Annotated in this window: 6 protein-coding genes and 1 pseudogene; all 7 read right to left on the bottom strand. The window is 73.2% G+C overall.

The genetic code is table 11. The features are described 5' to 3' along the window. Position 1: 1 nt before the first annotated feature. Entirely contained in the window at positions 2–700 is a 699-nt protein-coding gene (locus ADK36_RS36480) for a 4'-phosphopantetheinyl transferase family protein (protein ID WP_048585993.1), read from the bottom strand. 1 nt (position 701) lies between these two features. Continuing rightward, complete coding sequence (locus ADK36_RS36475) at positions 702–2,492, bottom strand: acyl-CoA dehydrogenase family protein (RefSeq protein WP_053200653.1); 1,791 nt, start codon at positions 2,490–2,492, stop codon at positions 702–704. Between the two features lie 15 nt (positions 2,493–2,507). After that, the gene (locus tag ADK36_RS36470; protein ID WP_048585991.1) at positions 2,508–4,184 is read right to left on the bottom strand and encodes an acyl-CoA dehydrogenase family protein; all 1,677 of its coding nucleotides are present in this window, start codon (positions 4,182–4,184) and stop codon (positions 2,508–2,510) included. Further along, a complete protein-coding gene (locus ADK36_RS36465; protein WP_048585990.1) occupies positions 4,181–5,797 on the bottom strand; it encodes a PfaD family polyunsaturated fatty acid/polyketide biosynthesis protein in 1,617 nt (538 codons plus the stop codon). Before ADK36_RS36465 ends, ADK36_RS36470 begins: the two co-directional genes overlap by 4 nt. Positions 5,798–5,823: 26 nt before the next feature. Further along, positions 5,824–10,866 (bottom strand): hypothetical protein, encoded by a 5,043-nt coding sequence (locus ADK36_RS50715; protein WP_234330021.1) that lies wholly within the window; start codon positions 10,864–10,866, stop codon positions 5,824–5,826. A gap of 224 nt (positions 10,867–11,090) precedes the next feature. Beyond that, positions 11,091–13,214: pseudogene (locus ADK36_RS49220) on the bottom strand (beta-ketoacyl synthase N-terminal-like domain-containing protein); the annotation flags it as partial. A 106-nt stretch (positions 13,215–13,320) separates the two neighbouring features. Continuing rightward, positions 13,321–15,612: SDR family NAD(P)-dependent oxidoreductase (locus ADK36_RS36455; protein ID WP_159391244.1), on the bottom strand; the 2,292-nt coding region annotated here is incomplete at its 5' end.

Genomic DNA, 15,612 nt, shown 5'->3' with positions numbered 1-15,612 from the left:
GTCAGCCGGTCAGAGTGGTGGTGAGCAGTCCGGAGCCTTCGGTGTGCTCGGTGGCGACGGCCACCACGTGGTGGGGGGTCGGGTGGACGAGGTCGAAGTGCCAGTGGGCCGAGGGGCGCTGGACGTCGTCAAGATGGATGCGGGGGCCGGTCAGGCCGGTGAAGGCGATCGAGGAGAGCTCGCGGCGCAGGCCGGTGCCGAGCGCCTTGAGGTAGGCCTCCTTGAGCACCCAGTACGCGGCGACCCTGGCCGCCCGCGCCGCGTCGTCCTCCATCGCCCGCAGCGCGGCGCGCTCGGGGAGGGCGAAGTGCCGGGGCAGATGGGCCAGCGCGTCGGGACCGGCGGGTGAGCCCTCGGTGTCCACCCCGCAGGCCCGGCCGCCGTCGGTGACCACGCAGGCGATCAGGCCGTCAGTGTGCGAGAGGTTGAAACGCAGGCCGCAGCCGGCGGGTGAATCCGGCTCCGGCCTGCCGCCCTCGGTCGTACGGAAACGCCAGGAGCCGACCGGGAGGCCGGAGCGGTCGCTCAGCGCATGGCGCGCCAGCAGCCGTGCCGCCACCCGGCGCAGCCGGCCGCGTGGTGCGAGCGGGCGCTCGCACCGCGCCCGCTCGCTGTCGGTGAGGAGGGCCGTACCTCCCATGCGCGCCACGAACGCCTCCGCCGCGGCCTCCGGCAGCAGCCACAGGTGCCGGTGGGCCATCTCAGTGGCGGGCCGCGGACAGGTCGCCGCGTTCGGCGAGCGGGAACTGCCAGTACGAGAACAGCCGGTTCTCCCGGTGCAGATGCCGCAGCACCCGCATGCCCTCGTCGACCGCGGCGGCATCGGTGACGGCCTCGTGCGGTCGCAGGTGCCGCCGCAACCGCTCCAGTTGGAGCAGCAGCAGCGCTCCGCTGGGCAGCGGGTCCTCCAGCGCGGCGGCCGAGTGGACGTGGGTGTGCACACAGGCGGCCGTCGCGTGCAGCAGGCAGTACTCCTTGGCCAGGTCGAAGAGCTCCGCGGACTGGCCGAAGTCGCGGCCGAGGGCCGCCTTGAGCGCGGCCGTGCGTTCCCGGAGGGAGACGGCGTGACCGAGGAGTTCCTCCGCGACCGCCGCCGACCGCTCCAGCCACGCACGCTCGTCGCGCTTCGCCTCCCCGGCCAGCCGCCGCAACCGCGCGAGCGCCGCGGGCGCGGCCAGCAGTGCGTCGTCCCGGCCCCGGCTGAACAGCTCCTGGTCCCAGGGCCGGTACAGCGGCAGCTCACGGTCGATGCCGAAGAGTACGGCCGCCCGCTCCTCGGCCTCGGCGCGCAGCCGGGGGTCCGCCTCGGCGGCCGTGGCGAGCAGTCCCCCAAGCTGGAGCGCGATGTTCTTGAGGTTCACCACGGTGTTGCCGTCGGCGAAGTTGGCCACTGGCAGGTCGCGCATCATCTTCTGGTGGATGGCGTAGTGGGGATGGTCGCGCAGGTAGAAACGTGCGCCCAGGACGACGTTGAGCTGCGCGAACGTCCGCTCCAGCAGCGTCGGTACGAAGTACTTCACGACCGAGGACCACACACTCGTCTGCTCGGGCACCACCTGCAGGGCCCGTACGGCACCCAGGCTGACCGCGTCCGCGACCATCAGGTCGGCGAAGCACTCCACCAACTGGCGGCGCGAGTACGGGATGTCGCTGACCGTCCGCCCGAAGACCTCGCGGCCCTCGGTGAAGTCGAGCGTCACCCTGAGGCCGGTGTCCACCGCGGACAGCGCGATCCCGCTGATCAGCGCGCGGGCGGTCTGGGAGGTCTTGAGCGCGATCTCCAGCCCCTGCCCGGCGCGGCCGAGCAGCGCCGAGTCCGGAACGAAGACACGGTCCAGCCGGAAGCCGCTCATGTCGAGGCCGCGCAGGCCGTGCATCCGCTCGCGCGGCAGCTCGTCCACGGACCCGGCCGGAGTACGGCGCTTGTCCAGGACGAACACCGAGTAGCCGCCGGGTCCGCCGCGCGGGTCGGTGCGGGCGTGGACGCTGAGGCCGTCCGACACCCGGCCGTTGCCGATGAGCCATTTCTCACCGGTGAGCAGCCAGCCACCGTCGGTCTTCTCGGCGGTCAGCTCGTTGGCGGTGAGGTCGCTGCCGTGGCGGCGTTCGGACAGTCCCCAGGCGTAGCGCGTGCCGTGCTGGATCGCCTCGACCAGGTCCCGCTTCTGCTCGTCGGTGCCGGCGGTCCAGGCGGGCATGAAGCTGAGGCTGGTGATGATGAACGCGGTGGCGGTGGTCGGGTCGCGGCGCGCGATCAGCCGCATCAGGTTGAAGCCGATCTCCACGTCCCCCGCCTTGCCGCCCTGGGCACGCGGGAGCGAGTAGTCGGCCGCGCCCCAGCGCTGGAGCAGGTTCACGAACTCGTAGGGGTATTCCTCGCGTTCGTCGTACTCCAGCACGCGGGTGTACGGCATCCGGCTCGCGGGGTCGTGCGGGTCGCCGAGGTGGCGCTCAAGCCGGTGGGCAAGATCCGTGAGGTCTGCCTTTGGCACGGGTGTCTCCAACGGTCAAGGGGCGAGTTTCACGGGCACGGCGCTGAAGAGGTGGTTGCCGGCGTGCAGTTCGGCGGTGATGTCGAGGGCCGGGAGCTGCGCGGCGCCCTCGCGGCGCGGGTCGGTGCCCTCGGCGCGGGCGAGGAGGTGGGCCAGACAGGCGCCCAGCCAGGCGGGAGTGAACCGCGGGTGCGCCGGGTTGGCCCACCACAGGTGCAGACAGCAGGTCGCGGCGTGGAGCCAGGCGAACCGCTCCGCCAGGTCGACCAGGCCGGTGTCGCGGTCGGCGCCGTCCACTTCGGCGGACAGTCCGGCGACGGCCGCGGCGAGCCGTGTCACCAGGTGCGCCGTGCCGTGCTCGCCCTGTGCGGTGAGCCTGGCGAGTGCCTCGGGCGCGACCGAGCCGAGAGCGGCGGTCACCGGATCGTGCCCGCGGCTGCTCAGATCCAGACGCTCGGGGGCGTAGGCGGGCAGGGGTGCGCTCAGGTCGAACACGGTGCGTACGAGCTGTGCGGTGTCCGGCGCGACCGGGCCCGACACCGCACGGGACACCGCCGGCAACTGCCCCGCGAACGAGCGCAGGTTCGCCAGGGTGCTCGTGTCCACCACCCGGACGACCGCCGCGTCCCGCTGGAGCTTCTGGAACAGGCCGCCGCCCGGGCCCTCGGTACGCAGTACCGAGCGGGTGGCCAGCACCGTGCCGCAGCGGCGGATGGTTTCCTCGGCACTCTCGGCCACCACGTGCTTGGCCGCGCAGCCCCAGACACTGAAGGTCTCGGGGGCCGCGTGGATGCCACGGGCGGCGGCCAGTGCGGTGGCGTCGGCGGCCAGCAGGGCGGCCGAGGCCACGGCCAGCTCGCGCCGCGGGTACGCCGACGCGAGGACCGTCGTACGGCCCGCCCGGCGACCGGCCGCGAAGTCCAGGGTCAGCCTGAGCGCGGTGTCCGCGCAGCCGAGGCTGCCCGCCATGCTCATCACCCGGACCACCTGCTGGGCCTTCATGACCGACTCCAGGGCCTGGCCCTCGCGCCCGACCAGCGCGTCCGCCGGGACCGGGAAGCGGTCGAAGCGCAGGTGGGCGAAGTCGATGCCGCGCATACCGCTCGCGGGGACCGCCGGGCCGCGCTCGACGCCGACGTTCCCCGTCAGGTCGAGCAGCACCGCGGAGAACGCCCCCGGACCCCGCTCGCCGGTCCGCGCCACCAGGTACACCGCCTCGCAGCGGCGGCCGAGACCCACCATCCACTTCTCACCGGTCAGCTCCCAGCCGTCGGCGGTGGGTTCGAGGCGCGCGGTGTTGGACAGCAGGTCGCTGCCGTGGCCGGCCTCGGACAGGGCGAAGCCGATCGCCCCGCCCCGGGTGAGGATCGCGGCCGCCTGCTTCCGCTGCTCGGGCGATCCGTGCAGCGCCAGGCAGGTGGCGGCGGTGATACCGAACATCGTGGACGGCATGACGTTCAGATCGCGGCGGGCGGCCGTGCGCACCAGCAGCATGCTGCGGTCGAAGGTCTCGAACCGGCCGTCCCACTGCGGAAGCAGGTAGTTGAGGTGGAACCCCGCCTCGACCAGCTCGGCGCACAACTCGTCGGGGAACGCGTCCCGTTCGTCGCGGGCGACGGCCGCCGCGAAGCCGTACGGGTTGGTGTCGTCGTACGGATCGCCGAGCAGCCGCTCGATCTCCTCGGGGCTCATCGGGCACCCTCCAGGGAGGGAGACTCCAGCGGCACCGGCCGGTAGTCGGCCGCCGAGGCCGGGATCCGCACGCCTGCCAGGCGCAGCTGGGCCAGCCGGGTGTGGAAGGCCGCGCCCCGCATGAGGTGGTGGGCGATGTCCGCCACCCGGCGGTTGCCCGGGGCCTTGAGGTAGCTGGCGGTGACCCAGTCGTTGAAGGCGCCCATGGCCGGGCCGCACCACACCTGGTAGTCCAGGACGCGGTCGGGGTCGCCGACCGTGGACCAGCGTGAGGCCATGCCCAGGTACCAGCGGAACACGAGGGCCATCCGGCGTTTGGGGTGGTCGGCGGCGCGGGCGAGCTGTTCGGGATCGCGGCGCCGGAAGTAGCCCACGCACTCCTGCCAGACGTCCTCCAGCGGGCGGCGGAAGATCTGGTCCTCCAGCTTCTTCCGCTCGGTGTCGGGCAGCGCCTCCAGACCGTCGTACCTCTGGTAGAGCTCGTACAGGCGCTTGGCCCGCATGGGGAACAGCGTGCCCTTCTTCAGCACCTGGAGTTCCACGCCCATTTCGAACATGTCGGCCGCCGGTGCCATCTCGCAGTCGGCGATCCCGGTGTCGGCGAGCAGCGCCTTGGTGGCCCTGGACGCCCCGGACTCGACACAGGACTGGTTGACGGAGCCGGTCACCGCATAGGCGGCGCCCATGGCGAACGCGGCGGCCACCGACGACGGGCAGCCCAGGCCGCCCGCGGCGCCCACCCGGACGGGGGTGGGGTAACGGTGCTCGCGCTGCACGGTGTCGCGCAGCCGGAGGATGGTCGGCAGGAGGGCGGTGAGCGGGCGGCGGTCGGTGTGGCCGCCGGAGTCACCCTCGACGGTGATGTCGTCCGCCATCGGCACGTACTTGGCGAGTTCGGCCTGCTCGGCGCTGATCAGTCCCTGGTCGAGCAGGGCGCGCACGAGGGTGGCCGGAGCCGGGCGCATGAAACGCTCGGCGGTCTCCGGACGGGAGATCTTGGCGATGAGACGGTGGTCGGCGACGACGGCACCCGACGACGGGTCCCGGCGCAGGCCCGTCAACCGGTAGCGCACCACGTGCGGGCTGAGGTTCATGAAGGCCGACGCCTCCACGCAGCGCACGCCGTGCCGCAGGAAGAGTTCCACCGCCTCGCGTTCCAGGCGCTCCTCGCTGGGGCTGTGGATGAGGTTGACGGCGTAGGGGAGTCCGGGGATCTCGGCGGCGAAGCGGGTGAGGGCCTTCTCGATCGTCTCCGGCAGCAGCCCGGCCGCCCCGTAGGAGGCCAGGAAGCCCTCCCTGGCCAGAGCGATCACCAGGTCGGCGGAGGCGATGCCGCCGGCCATCGCGCCCGCCATGTAGGCGTGAGAGACGCCGTGGGCCGTGAGGAAGGCGGGTGAGCCCAGGCTGCGCGGGGGCAGCGGGGCGGCCGCCGCCAGCAGCGGCAGTCCAGGGCCCGACGTGGCCTGTCCGCCCGCGACCGCGCCGATCCCCGACGGCGTCCGGACGATGAAGCAGGGGTGTTCGAGGTCGGACAGGGCCTGGTGGATGCCGGCAGGATCGGTGCCGGGGCCGGCCTCTCCGTGCCACCGCCACGGTGTGGTCTCCGTGTGCATGACTGGGGTTGTCTCCTCGGTCCGTTTCAGGCCTGGTCGCGGGTGTCGTCGGGGCGGACCTCGATGGCCACGTCGGTCAGCTCGTAGATGCGCAGGCCCGGCTTCCACAGATCGGCGTCGGCGGTCACCAGCAGCCGCTCGCCGTCCCGGCGGACCTCCTTGACGTGCACGTCGAAGGTCAGCTCGCCGTCGTTGCGGAGGATCTGGCCCCGGTACTTCCAGCTCATGGCCACTGAGGTGGCGAGCGCGAAGCGCGGGTTGCCGATTCCGTCCGCCAGCCCCTGATCCATGACGTAGAGCCGCAGCGCCTGGAGGACCGCCTCCACGCCGAGGGAGCCGGGCATGACCGGGTCGCGGTGGAAGTGGCAGTCGAAGTACCACTCGTCGGGCCGGATACGGCGGCGGCCGTGCAGGTAGCCCTTGCCGTGCCTGCCGCCGTCCTCCACCAGGTCGACCTGGTCGACGAGGTGGAAGTGGCCGCCGGGGAGGTGCAGTCGGCCACCGCTCGGGTCGGTGAACTGCGCGGCCTCGTCGGGCAGTTCGATACACCGTACGGCACTCGGTTCGTTCTGCTCGATCCAGGGCGCGACGTACGTGCCGTTGTCCAGGCCGCCCTGGTTGGCGAGCGCCGCCTCGCTGAAGTAACCGAAGAGGGACTCGCCGGTGTAGAAGACCTCACCGTCGGCGGAGAGTTCGTAGCGGAAGTTCTGGAGCACGGCCCCCGAGACCGCGCTGGTCATCAGGAGCGTGGAGTGGTGGCGGATGGTCTTTCCGCGCAGGTCGACGTCCTTGACCAGGGTGGCCTTGCCGTCGAGGTTGCGGATGGAGTACTCGGTCTCGGGCTGCTTGAGGGTGGCGCCGAGGTAGTAGCCGAGGAGGATGGCCGCCTGGAGCGAGGTCTCCATGTAGACGCAGTTCGGCATGTGAGGGTGGGAGTTCTCGAGGTAGTACCAGGCGTCGGTGGGCGAGTCGTACTCCGTGACCATCTCGGCGCCTGGCTTCAACTCACCGCGTGTGCCCCGCAGTTGCATGATGCGGTCGACGAACTGGAAGTCGCCGTTGGGGATGTACGGTGCCCGGCCCTCCTTGTAGACGTCGAACTCCGGGCCCATCGCCGTGCCGAGGTCGCCCTTGGCGGCGTGGGCGAGGTGGAGTTCGTTGATCATCGCCGGTTCGCCGGCGCGGTTGCGGCGGCCGAGGAACTCCGGGACGCCGCCGAGCGGAGGCCGGTACGCGGTGCCGTCCTTCTCACGGATCTGGATGCCGAAGTTACGCATTCGGATCACCGGCTTGTCGCCCAGGTACACCAGGATGTCGGCGATCACGGAGGGCCGTGGGAGCAGGGTCAGCTCCATGACTTCGATCTCGTAGCGGATCTCGGAGTGCGCGGGTGTGATCTGGCCGCGCACCTGCACCTCCGTCTCCAGACCGATGATCGTCTGGAAGCGGGCGTCTGGCAGGACCAGGTGCATGCCCAGGTGGAGGAGGTAGGCCTGGAGGGTCTGCACGGCGCCTTCCGCGACCATGGAACCTGCCAGCACCGGGTCGTCCGGGAAGTGGCACTCGAAATACCAGGCGTCCGGCTCCAGCCGCTTGTACGCGGTGATCGCGCCGATGCCGCGCGGACCGCCCGTGCGGTCGATGCGGATCTCGTCGACCATGCGCAGGCGGGCGTCCGGCAGGCGCAGGGCGGGGTTGAGGCCGGGGTCCTGGGCGTGGTGCGGACCGAAGACCTCGCCGGGCCTTCCGTCCGCCAGCGCCTCCAGGTCGGCGGCCGTGAGGTGGTTGTTGTCCGTGTACGCCAGCGGCTTGAACCAGGTCTTCGTGAGGGCGGCGCGACGCTGCCGGTCCTTCTCGGTGAGGACGACGCCGAGCGGGGTGCGCAGCTCGGCCTCGCTGAAGAAGCCGGCGCAGGCGTCCTTGAGTTCGAGGATCAGCTCGCCGTCGGCGTAGCAGAGGTAGCTGAAGAAGAAGAGGGTCGTGTCGCCCTGGCGGACGAAGCGGTTGATGGAGATGTCGTAGCGCAGGGTCTGGCCGGTGCGGGGCAGGTCTCCGTGGAAGACGAGCTTGCTGTCGAGGAGGCGGTAGACGCGCTCGCCCTGGTTGCGGAAGTCGATGCCCAGATAGCTGATGAGCAGAAGGTCGCACTGGCCGGCCTCGATGGCGACCGCGGGCGGGACTCCGCCGTCCACCGCGTACCAGGCGTCCTCGGGGACGTCGTACTCGGTGCGGATGAAGGAGGGTTCGTAGACGCCGGTCTCGGCCTTCAGCGCGGTGACGCGGGTGACGAAGTGGTACGGCGGGGCGGGCAGGCGTACGCGCTTGCCATAGGCGTCGACGGGGGCGAACTCGGGTCCGAAGACGTCCGCGAGGCGCCCGGTGGCGAAGGCGAGCAGTTGCTGTTCGTCCCAGATGACGCCGGGGGGCCTGGGGGCGGACGGCTCGGGAGCGGTGGTGGGCGGTGCGGACCCGCTGGCGGCGGGGGGCCGGTGCGGTGGCGAGGAGAGGGCGCTCGGGGCGGGGCCGGGCAGTGGTGTGGGCAAGGCAGAGGGGGCGGGCCGTGTGACGGCGGGGGCGTCGAGCAGTGCCTCCGTGCGGGACAGGGTGTGTTCCTGGAGCACGCGCTGCGTCTCCATCACCACCGAGTGCGTGGCCATCACCTGCTGCCGTATCTCACTCACCAGGTCGGCCCGTACCAGGTCGGGCGCGGCCGGACCGGTCGGCATCCCGGACGCGGCGGGTTCGCCGGTCGGCCGGGGCGCGGTGGGCCGGGCGGGGGATGCCGGCGGCACGGATGCCGGTACCGCTGCGGCGGCGACCGGCTCCGCCCAGGGCAGGAACGCGAGCGGCTCACCGTCGAAGGTGATGCCCTCCGCGTCGTCGAGGGTCGGGTCGGCGGGCATGGGGTCGGAAACCTCCAGCGAGACTGCCGTGGCGGGAGTGGGGTACGCGGCGGGAGCGGGCCGCGTATGCGTGACGTCGGCGGTGGCGCCCGCGGACGGTGCCGGTGCTGCGGCGGGAGTGAGGCCGGTGGCCGGGGCGGGCATCGCAGGACCGGCGTCGGCGCTCACACGGACGGACGACACGCGTCCCGCGGCAGGCACCGTCCCGGCGTCGGAGGTGCGGCGTGCGGGCGTGCCGTCGGCGGCGGCTCCCACGGACGACGCGTGCTCCGGCCGTCGGCCGGTGGCCGTAGGCTCCGCCGCCCGCGCCGCGATCCCGGCCGGAATCGACGCCCCACCGCCGACCGGCACCCGCAGCCTGGCCGGCCGTGCGGCCGGGGCGGGATCAGGGCCGAGGAGTCCGGCCAGGTCCACCGGCAGTCCGTGGGCGGTGAGCCGGGCCGCCAGCTGGGCCACGGACCGCGCGGCGGGGACACCACGCCGGTCCACCGGCATCGCCACGTGCCCGGCCTCGCCGAGGGTGTCGTGCACCCAGCGGGTGCAGGTGGCACCGGGCCCGGTCTCGATGAAGTACCTGAAGCCCCGGTCGTACGCGGCGCGCACCAGGCGCGGGAAGTCGATCGTGCCGTGCAGGGTGCGGGCGATGCGCCGGGCCACCTCGGCCCGGTCCAGGCCGGGGACGGTGTCGTAGTCGTAGGCGCTGAGCAGTTCCAGGCCGTCCGGTGAGCCCGTGGGGTGGTCGTTGAGCTCGGCGAGGCCGTCCAGCTCGGCGTCCACGACCGGGCAGTGCATGACCGATCCGACCGGGGAGCGGGCCGACGGGCAGCGCAACTCCTGGATGAGCGCCCGGCATTGGGCCGGGTCGCCCGCGATGACCGCCTCGGTGGGCGTGTTGACGTGGGTGAGGAACACCCGGTTGTGGCGGGCGAGGGCCGCGCGGATGCGCTCGGCGGACTCCAGGAGCACGAAGCTGCCCCAGACCGCCTCGTCAGGTGTGTCCTCCGGCAGGTTCCACAGCTCGCGGACCGTGCGACGCGGTCCGGTGAGCCGGTCCTGGAAGAGGGGCGTAGCGCTGATCCGGTCGTCCCGGCGGGCCGTGCGCTGCCAGCCGCCGGTGGCGAACAGCATGCTGGACTCGCCCAGGCTGTACCCGAACGCGCCGTGCGCGGGCACGCCGAGCAGTTCGCGGACCAGGTCGGTGTAGAGGATGGCGAAGGTGGTGCCGGTGGCGAGCATGAACGGGATGTCCTCGCCCAGCCGGCCCTCCAGGGCCATCAGCTCCCGTCGCCCGGGCGTCTCCTGGGCGCGCGGGTAGAGCTGCGCCGCGCGGAACATGCGGTCGGGGTCCGTCGCCTCCGCCTCGAAGCGGGTGAGCAGGGAGGGAAAGGCGCGGAACAGGTCCTGGCCGAGACCGGGGTAGGAGTTGAAGGCGCCCGGGTAGACCAGGGCGACCTTGCCGTCCGGGCCGATCGGCCGGGGCGCGAAGCAACTGCCCGCCGGGGTGGTCCACTCCTCGCCCTTGGCGTACGCGCCCCTGAGGTCGCGGGCCGCCGACTCCAGCTGTTGCCGCAGCTGTTCGCCGTCCCGGCCGACCAGGACCACGCGCAGGGCACTGCCCGGCAGCCGTTCGGCGGCGGCACGGCCCAGCCGGTAGGGGTCGGCCCCCGCGTCGAGCAGCCGCAGGTGCCGGCTCACCTCGTCCAGGAGACCGTCCAGGTCGGGCGCCCCGAGAGGCAGCAGGACCGGCGCGCCCGCCCGGCGCCAGTCACAGGGGACGTCGTCTCCGCGCGTGCGCTCGGCGGACAGCACCAGGTGGCCGTGCGCGCCGTCCTGGCCGATCACGCTCACCGCCGCGTACCGGCGCTTGCCGGCACCGCCGCGCAGCCACGGCCGGGACGTGTCCGGCACATGGAAGGCGGACGCCGCGAAGTGCTCGGCCAGCTCCGGCGCGGGCCTGCGCCAGCCGGGCGCGCCGGGGACATGACCGTGGTGCAGGCACAGCACCGATCGCAGCAGCCCCGCCATCGCCGACGCGGCCTGCGTGTCACCGAGCTGCGCCTTGGCACTGCCGAGTGCGACGGCACCACAGCCGGCGGGGTACACCCGCGCCAGCGCGGCCAGTTCGGCCAGGTCCTGCGCCGCCGTCCCGCCCGCGTGCGCCTCCAGATAGCCGACATCCCCCGGGCCGATCCCGGCGGCGGCCAGCGCCTGCCCGGCACCTCGGCCAACGTCGGTGCGTCCGCCTCGGGCAGGACACCCCCGACGGGGGCCGAGTGCCGTACGGCGAGGGAGTCCACCCGGGCGTAGGCGGGCCGTGTCCCCTCACCCGGGCGTGTCACGACCACCGCGCCCGCACCCTCGCCGATGCGCACGCCCTGCTGCCCGTCACCGAAGCTCAGGCCCGCGCCCGCGACCGGGTGCACACCGCGCAGCAGCAGGCTCTCGGGTGAGGCGGCCAGGTCGACGGCGCCGACCAGCACGGCCTCCACGCTCTCGTCGAGCAGCAGCAGTTGGGCGATCTGGAGGGCCTCGGCGGTGCCGGCGCCGTCGGAGGAGACGGTGAAGGACGGGCCGGTCAGGTTCCAGAGTGAGGAGATCCGGCTCGCCATGATGTTGCCGATGTAGCTCAGCACCTCGTTGGCGACGATCGGCTCGTGCACCGCGTCCCGGGCGACGGTGGCGAGCGCGGCGCGCTGTTCGCCGGTCAGGCTCAGCCCGGCCTCGTCGTAGGCGCGGCGCAGGAAGTCGCCCAGGCCGTGGCGGGCCAGGTGCAGATGGGCGCTCGGCTCGATCTCCATCGCCACGACGACCGCGACGCGACGCGGTTCGGGTGCCTTCCGGCCCGGCGGTACGTGCCGGTCGTACCCGGCGTCGCGCAGCGCCTCGTCGGCGACCTTGGACATCAGGGCGTGCTGGAGGTTGTAGTTGCGCAGATCCGCCGGAGGGATGCGGTGGTCGGCGGGGTCGAGGTCGACGCGGTCGACGAAGCCGCCCTCGGGGAGGTGGGCGCGGTCCAGCCCGGCCCGCGCCAGGGTGCCGTCGGCGGTGTCCTCCAGACCGCGCCAGCGGTGTTCGGGCAGCGGCTGGAAGGAGTCCGTACCGTCGTAGAGGGCGCGTTCGAAGGCGGCGACGGAGTCGAGGGTGCCGAAGTGGGCGCCGAGTCCGACGACGTCGAGGGCGGGCGGGACGACCGGCCCGGACACCTCGGCCGTGGCCTCCTGGGAGAGCACCACGTGGGCGTTGGTCCCGCCGAAACCGAACGCGGACACGGCTGCCCGACGCGGCCCCGGACGCTCGTCCGGCCAGGCGCGGCCCGCCCGTACCAGCGGCAGACCGTCGGTGAGGGGCTGCTCGACGCCGATCGTCGGCGGCAGGTGCCCCTGCCGCATGGCCAGGATCACCTTGAGCAGACTGCTCAGGCCCGCCACGGTCAGCAGATGGCCGAGGTTGCCCTTCACGGAGCCGAGCGGCGGCACGGCGCCCCGCGCGCCGAACCAGTCGGCGACGGACTCGGCCTCCGTGCCGTCCCCGACGGGTGTCCCGGTGGCGTGGCACTCCAGATAGTCCACCTGCTCGGGGCCGAAACCGGCCCGCGCGTAGGCGAGTTCGTACGAGCTGCGCTGACCGGCCGGATTCGGTACGAGCAGATGGCGGCCCGCGCCGTCGTTGGACAGGCCGATGCCGTCGACGACCGCGTGGATCCGGTCGCCGTCGGCCAGGGCGTCCGCGAGGCGCCGTACGGCGACCATGCCGGCGCCCTGACCGGTGAGGATGCCGGTGGAGCGGGCGTCGAAGGGCTGGCTGACGCCGTTGTCCGGATAGGCGTGCAGGTCGGAGAAGGACAGGTGGATGAGGTTCGGTTCCGGCGCGCACACCCCGCCGGCGAGCACCAGGTCGGCCTGCCCGGCGGCCAGATGGTCGCAGGCCAGCTTCAGGGCGTACAGAGCCGAGGAGCAGGCGGCGTCCAGGGCATAGCGCGGGCCGCCGAGGCCCAGGGCGGCGGCAGCGATGCGGGCGGGGGCGCCGCTGACGCGGGCGTCGGCCGGGTGCACGGCGGCCGGGTCGAGGAGGCAAGCGGGGGCCGGTGCCCGGTGCCCGGACCGGCGTACCCCGTCCAGGACCGCCTCGTGGACGAGGGGCAGGCTGATGCGGGCCGAGGCCGGGGTGGGGAAGGAGTAGTCGCCCAGCACGAGGCCGGTGCGGGCCAGGAGGTCGGGACGGTCGGCGTGTCCGCTGTCGCGCAGGGCCTCGCGGGAGACGTGCAGCGACCAGTGGAACACGCGGTCGAGGCGGGCGAGGTCCTCGGGACGGAGCCGGAAGCCGTTGGGGTCGAAGTCGAAGCCGGTGACGAAGCCGCCGCGCAGACAGGTGATGGTGTGCGCGGGGTCCGCGTCCCGGGGGTCGGGCGCCGGGCCGAAGACCTCCGGGCCGCCCTCCGTCCGGCTGTCGACGCCGTCGCGCAGGTTCCTCCAGAAGGCGTCGGGAGTGTCAGCCCCGGGAAACAGGCAGGACATCCCGACGATCGCGAACTTGCTCATAGCAGCGTTTTCCTCCAGGGACCCGGTCCCGGCGGGCGGTAGGTGAGGCCCGCCCGCCGGGACCGGTGGTCCGTCGGTCGGCTCAGCGGCTCGCGAACTTGTCGGCCAGCTGCGGGGTGGACACAAGGGAAACGCCTGCGAACCGGGTCAGCACGCGCCCGTCCGGAGCACACGCGGTCACGGTGAGCGCCGCGCTCGTGCCGTTCGTGGACTCCGGCTCGACCACGACCACGAAGGGCACGCCGTCCGGCAGCGCCTCGTACAGATCGACCCGGGACACGGACATCGGCAGGCTCGCCGTGTCGCGGTGCAGCCGCATCCACACGAGCGCGGCCTGCAGCAGCAGGTCGGCGGTGCCGGGTGCGTACCGGCCGGTGCCGAACGCCCCGCCGGCCGTGCGGTGTTCGGCCAGCGCGCACTCCACGACCAGCCGCGCCTCACCCGGCTCCAGCACCCGGCGCAGCCCACGCAGTGAAGCGCCGTGGAAGAGCGTCCCGTCGGTGTAGAACCCCTGCGCGTCAGTGCCGTCGCCGAGGGCGGGCAGCCCGGGCAGCGTCGGCTGCGGTGCCGGGGAGGTGCCGAGCAGCACACGGGCCGCGTAGTGCGGCCGTACGGCACCGTCCTTGCCCACCGAGCGGACCGCTACGTCGGCCTCGCCGCCGTCGGGCGTCGGGTCGACGGAGAGCTGGAACCGGCAGCCGTCGAGAGAGTCGTCGAAGACCACGCCCTTGTGCACCGCGAAGTCCCTGATCTGCGCGACGACATGACCGGTCAGCCGCTCCACGGCACCGGCCGCCCAGCCCAGGGCCGCCGCGGCGGGCAGCACCGGAGCGTCGCCTATGACATGGTCGGCGACCAGCGGATCGGTGACCAGGGCGGACAGCTCCCGCTCCAGGACGGCCGGCTTGGGAGCGGTGCGCTCGGGCGCCGACAGGGGAGTGGTCGGTCCGAGGACCGTGACCCCGTCGCCGGCGCGTTCGGGCGCGAACTGCTCGGTGAACAGCCGGGTTCCCGTCTCCATCGGGATCAGGGCGATGCCCCGTTCCTCGAACACCGCCTTGATCTGCGGCGACACCATGCCGCTGTCCCAGGCGCCCCAGTTGAGCGAGGAGACATGCGCCTGCGGATGACTGCGCTTGAAGGCGCTCGCCCAGGCGTTGAGCACGTCGTTGGCCATGGCGTAGTCCGACTGACCGCGGTTGCCGTAGAACCCGGCGACCGACGAGAACAGCAGGACGTGACGCAGCCGTTCGGCGGGCAGGGCGGCGACCACGGAGCGCAGACCACCGAGCTTCACCGAGAACACCCGCTCGATCTCGGCCGCCTTCTTCGCGGAGATCAACTGGTCGGCCAGGACCCCGGCACCGTGCACCAGACCGGTGATCCGCTCCCGGTACGGGGCCAGGGCCGCGGCCGTCGCCGTGGCGTCGGTGATGTCCACCGCGAGGTACTCGACCTCGCTCCCCGCGGCCCGGATGCCGGCCAGGGTCTGCCGGACCTCGCGCTCGCCGACGACCGCCTGGTAGAGCTGCTCCACCCGCTTCGGAGTCGGCTTCTCACCCGTCTCCTTGAGCCGGGCCACCGCGGCCGCCTTCAGCTCGGCGGCATCCGTGATGCCGCGCGCCCACTCGGGTTCCTCCCCGAGCGCGGTGCGGCCGAGCAGCAGCAGTCCCGGCCGGTGCGCGGCGGCCAGGGCCACGGCGCAGCGGGCGGTGATGCCGCGGCCTCCTCCGGTGACGACGAGGAGGTCGTCCGAGGTGAGCGGGGCACCGGGAGCGGCCTTCGCGAGGGGCTCGGCGCCGAGCGTGAGCGAGACGCGCCGGGTGCCGTCGCGGCCGACCTGGACGGGGCCGGTGGCCGCGTCGTACACCTCCTCCAGGACCAGGTCGGCGGCCTCGGCGGCGTCCAGAGCGGGGGCCAGGTCGACGGCGCGGCAGAAGACCTCGGGCGCCTCGACGGCCAGGGTCTTGACGAGTGCGCCGATCCCGCCGGCGGGTGCCGCGTCCTCGCTGACCCCGCCGAGGCCGAAGGTGCCGTCGAGCCGGGTGACGGTGACGAAGGCGGCCCGGTGGCCGCTCGCCGCCGCGTCGGTCAGCGGGCCGACCAGATGCCGGGCGACGAGCAGCGTGTGCGCCAGCCTGCGCACACCCTCGGCCCACGGGAGCTCGTCCGCGGCCGCGAAAGCCAGCGCGAGGTGCACCGGCCCGTCGCTCAACTCCTCCGTCCGGGAGGCCAGTTCGGTGGCTCCCCAGCCGGTCAGGGGCAGGTCCGCCGCTCCGGTGACACGCTGCGGCACACCCGGCAGGCGCAGCACCCGCACCTGCCAGCCCGCCGCGCCGAGCCGGGCCGCCGTGACCTCGGCGGCCGTACTGCC

Source organism: Streptomyces viridochromogenes (genome assembly GCF_001270495.1).
In the GTDB taxonomy this organism is placed as follows: Bacteria; Actinomycetota; Actinomycetes; order Streptomycetales; family Streptomycetaceae; genus Streptomyces; species Streptomyces viridochromogenes_A.
This window is presented reverse-complemented; position numbering and strand designations above follow the sequence as displayed.

Bases quoted from the DNA above. Each gene is read 5' to 3' on its own strand.
- ADK36_RS36480 (WP_048585993.1), bottom strand. From the start codon at position 700: ATGGCCCACCGGCACCTGTGGCTGCTGCCGGAGGCCGCGGCGGAGGCG.
- ADK36_RS36470 (WP_048585991.1), bottom strand. From the start codon at position 4,184: ATGAGCCCCGAGGAGATCGAGCGGCTGCTCGGCGATCCGTACGACGAC.
- ADK36_RS36465 (WP_048585990.1), bottom strand. From the start codon at position 5,797: ATGCACACGGAGACCACACCGTGGCGGTGGCACGGAGAGGCCGGCCCC.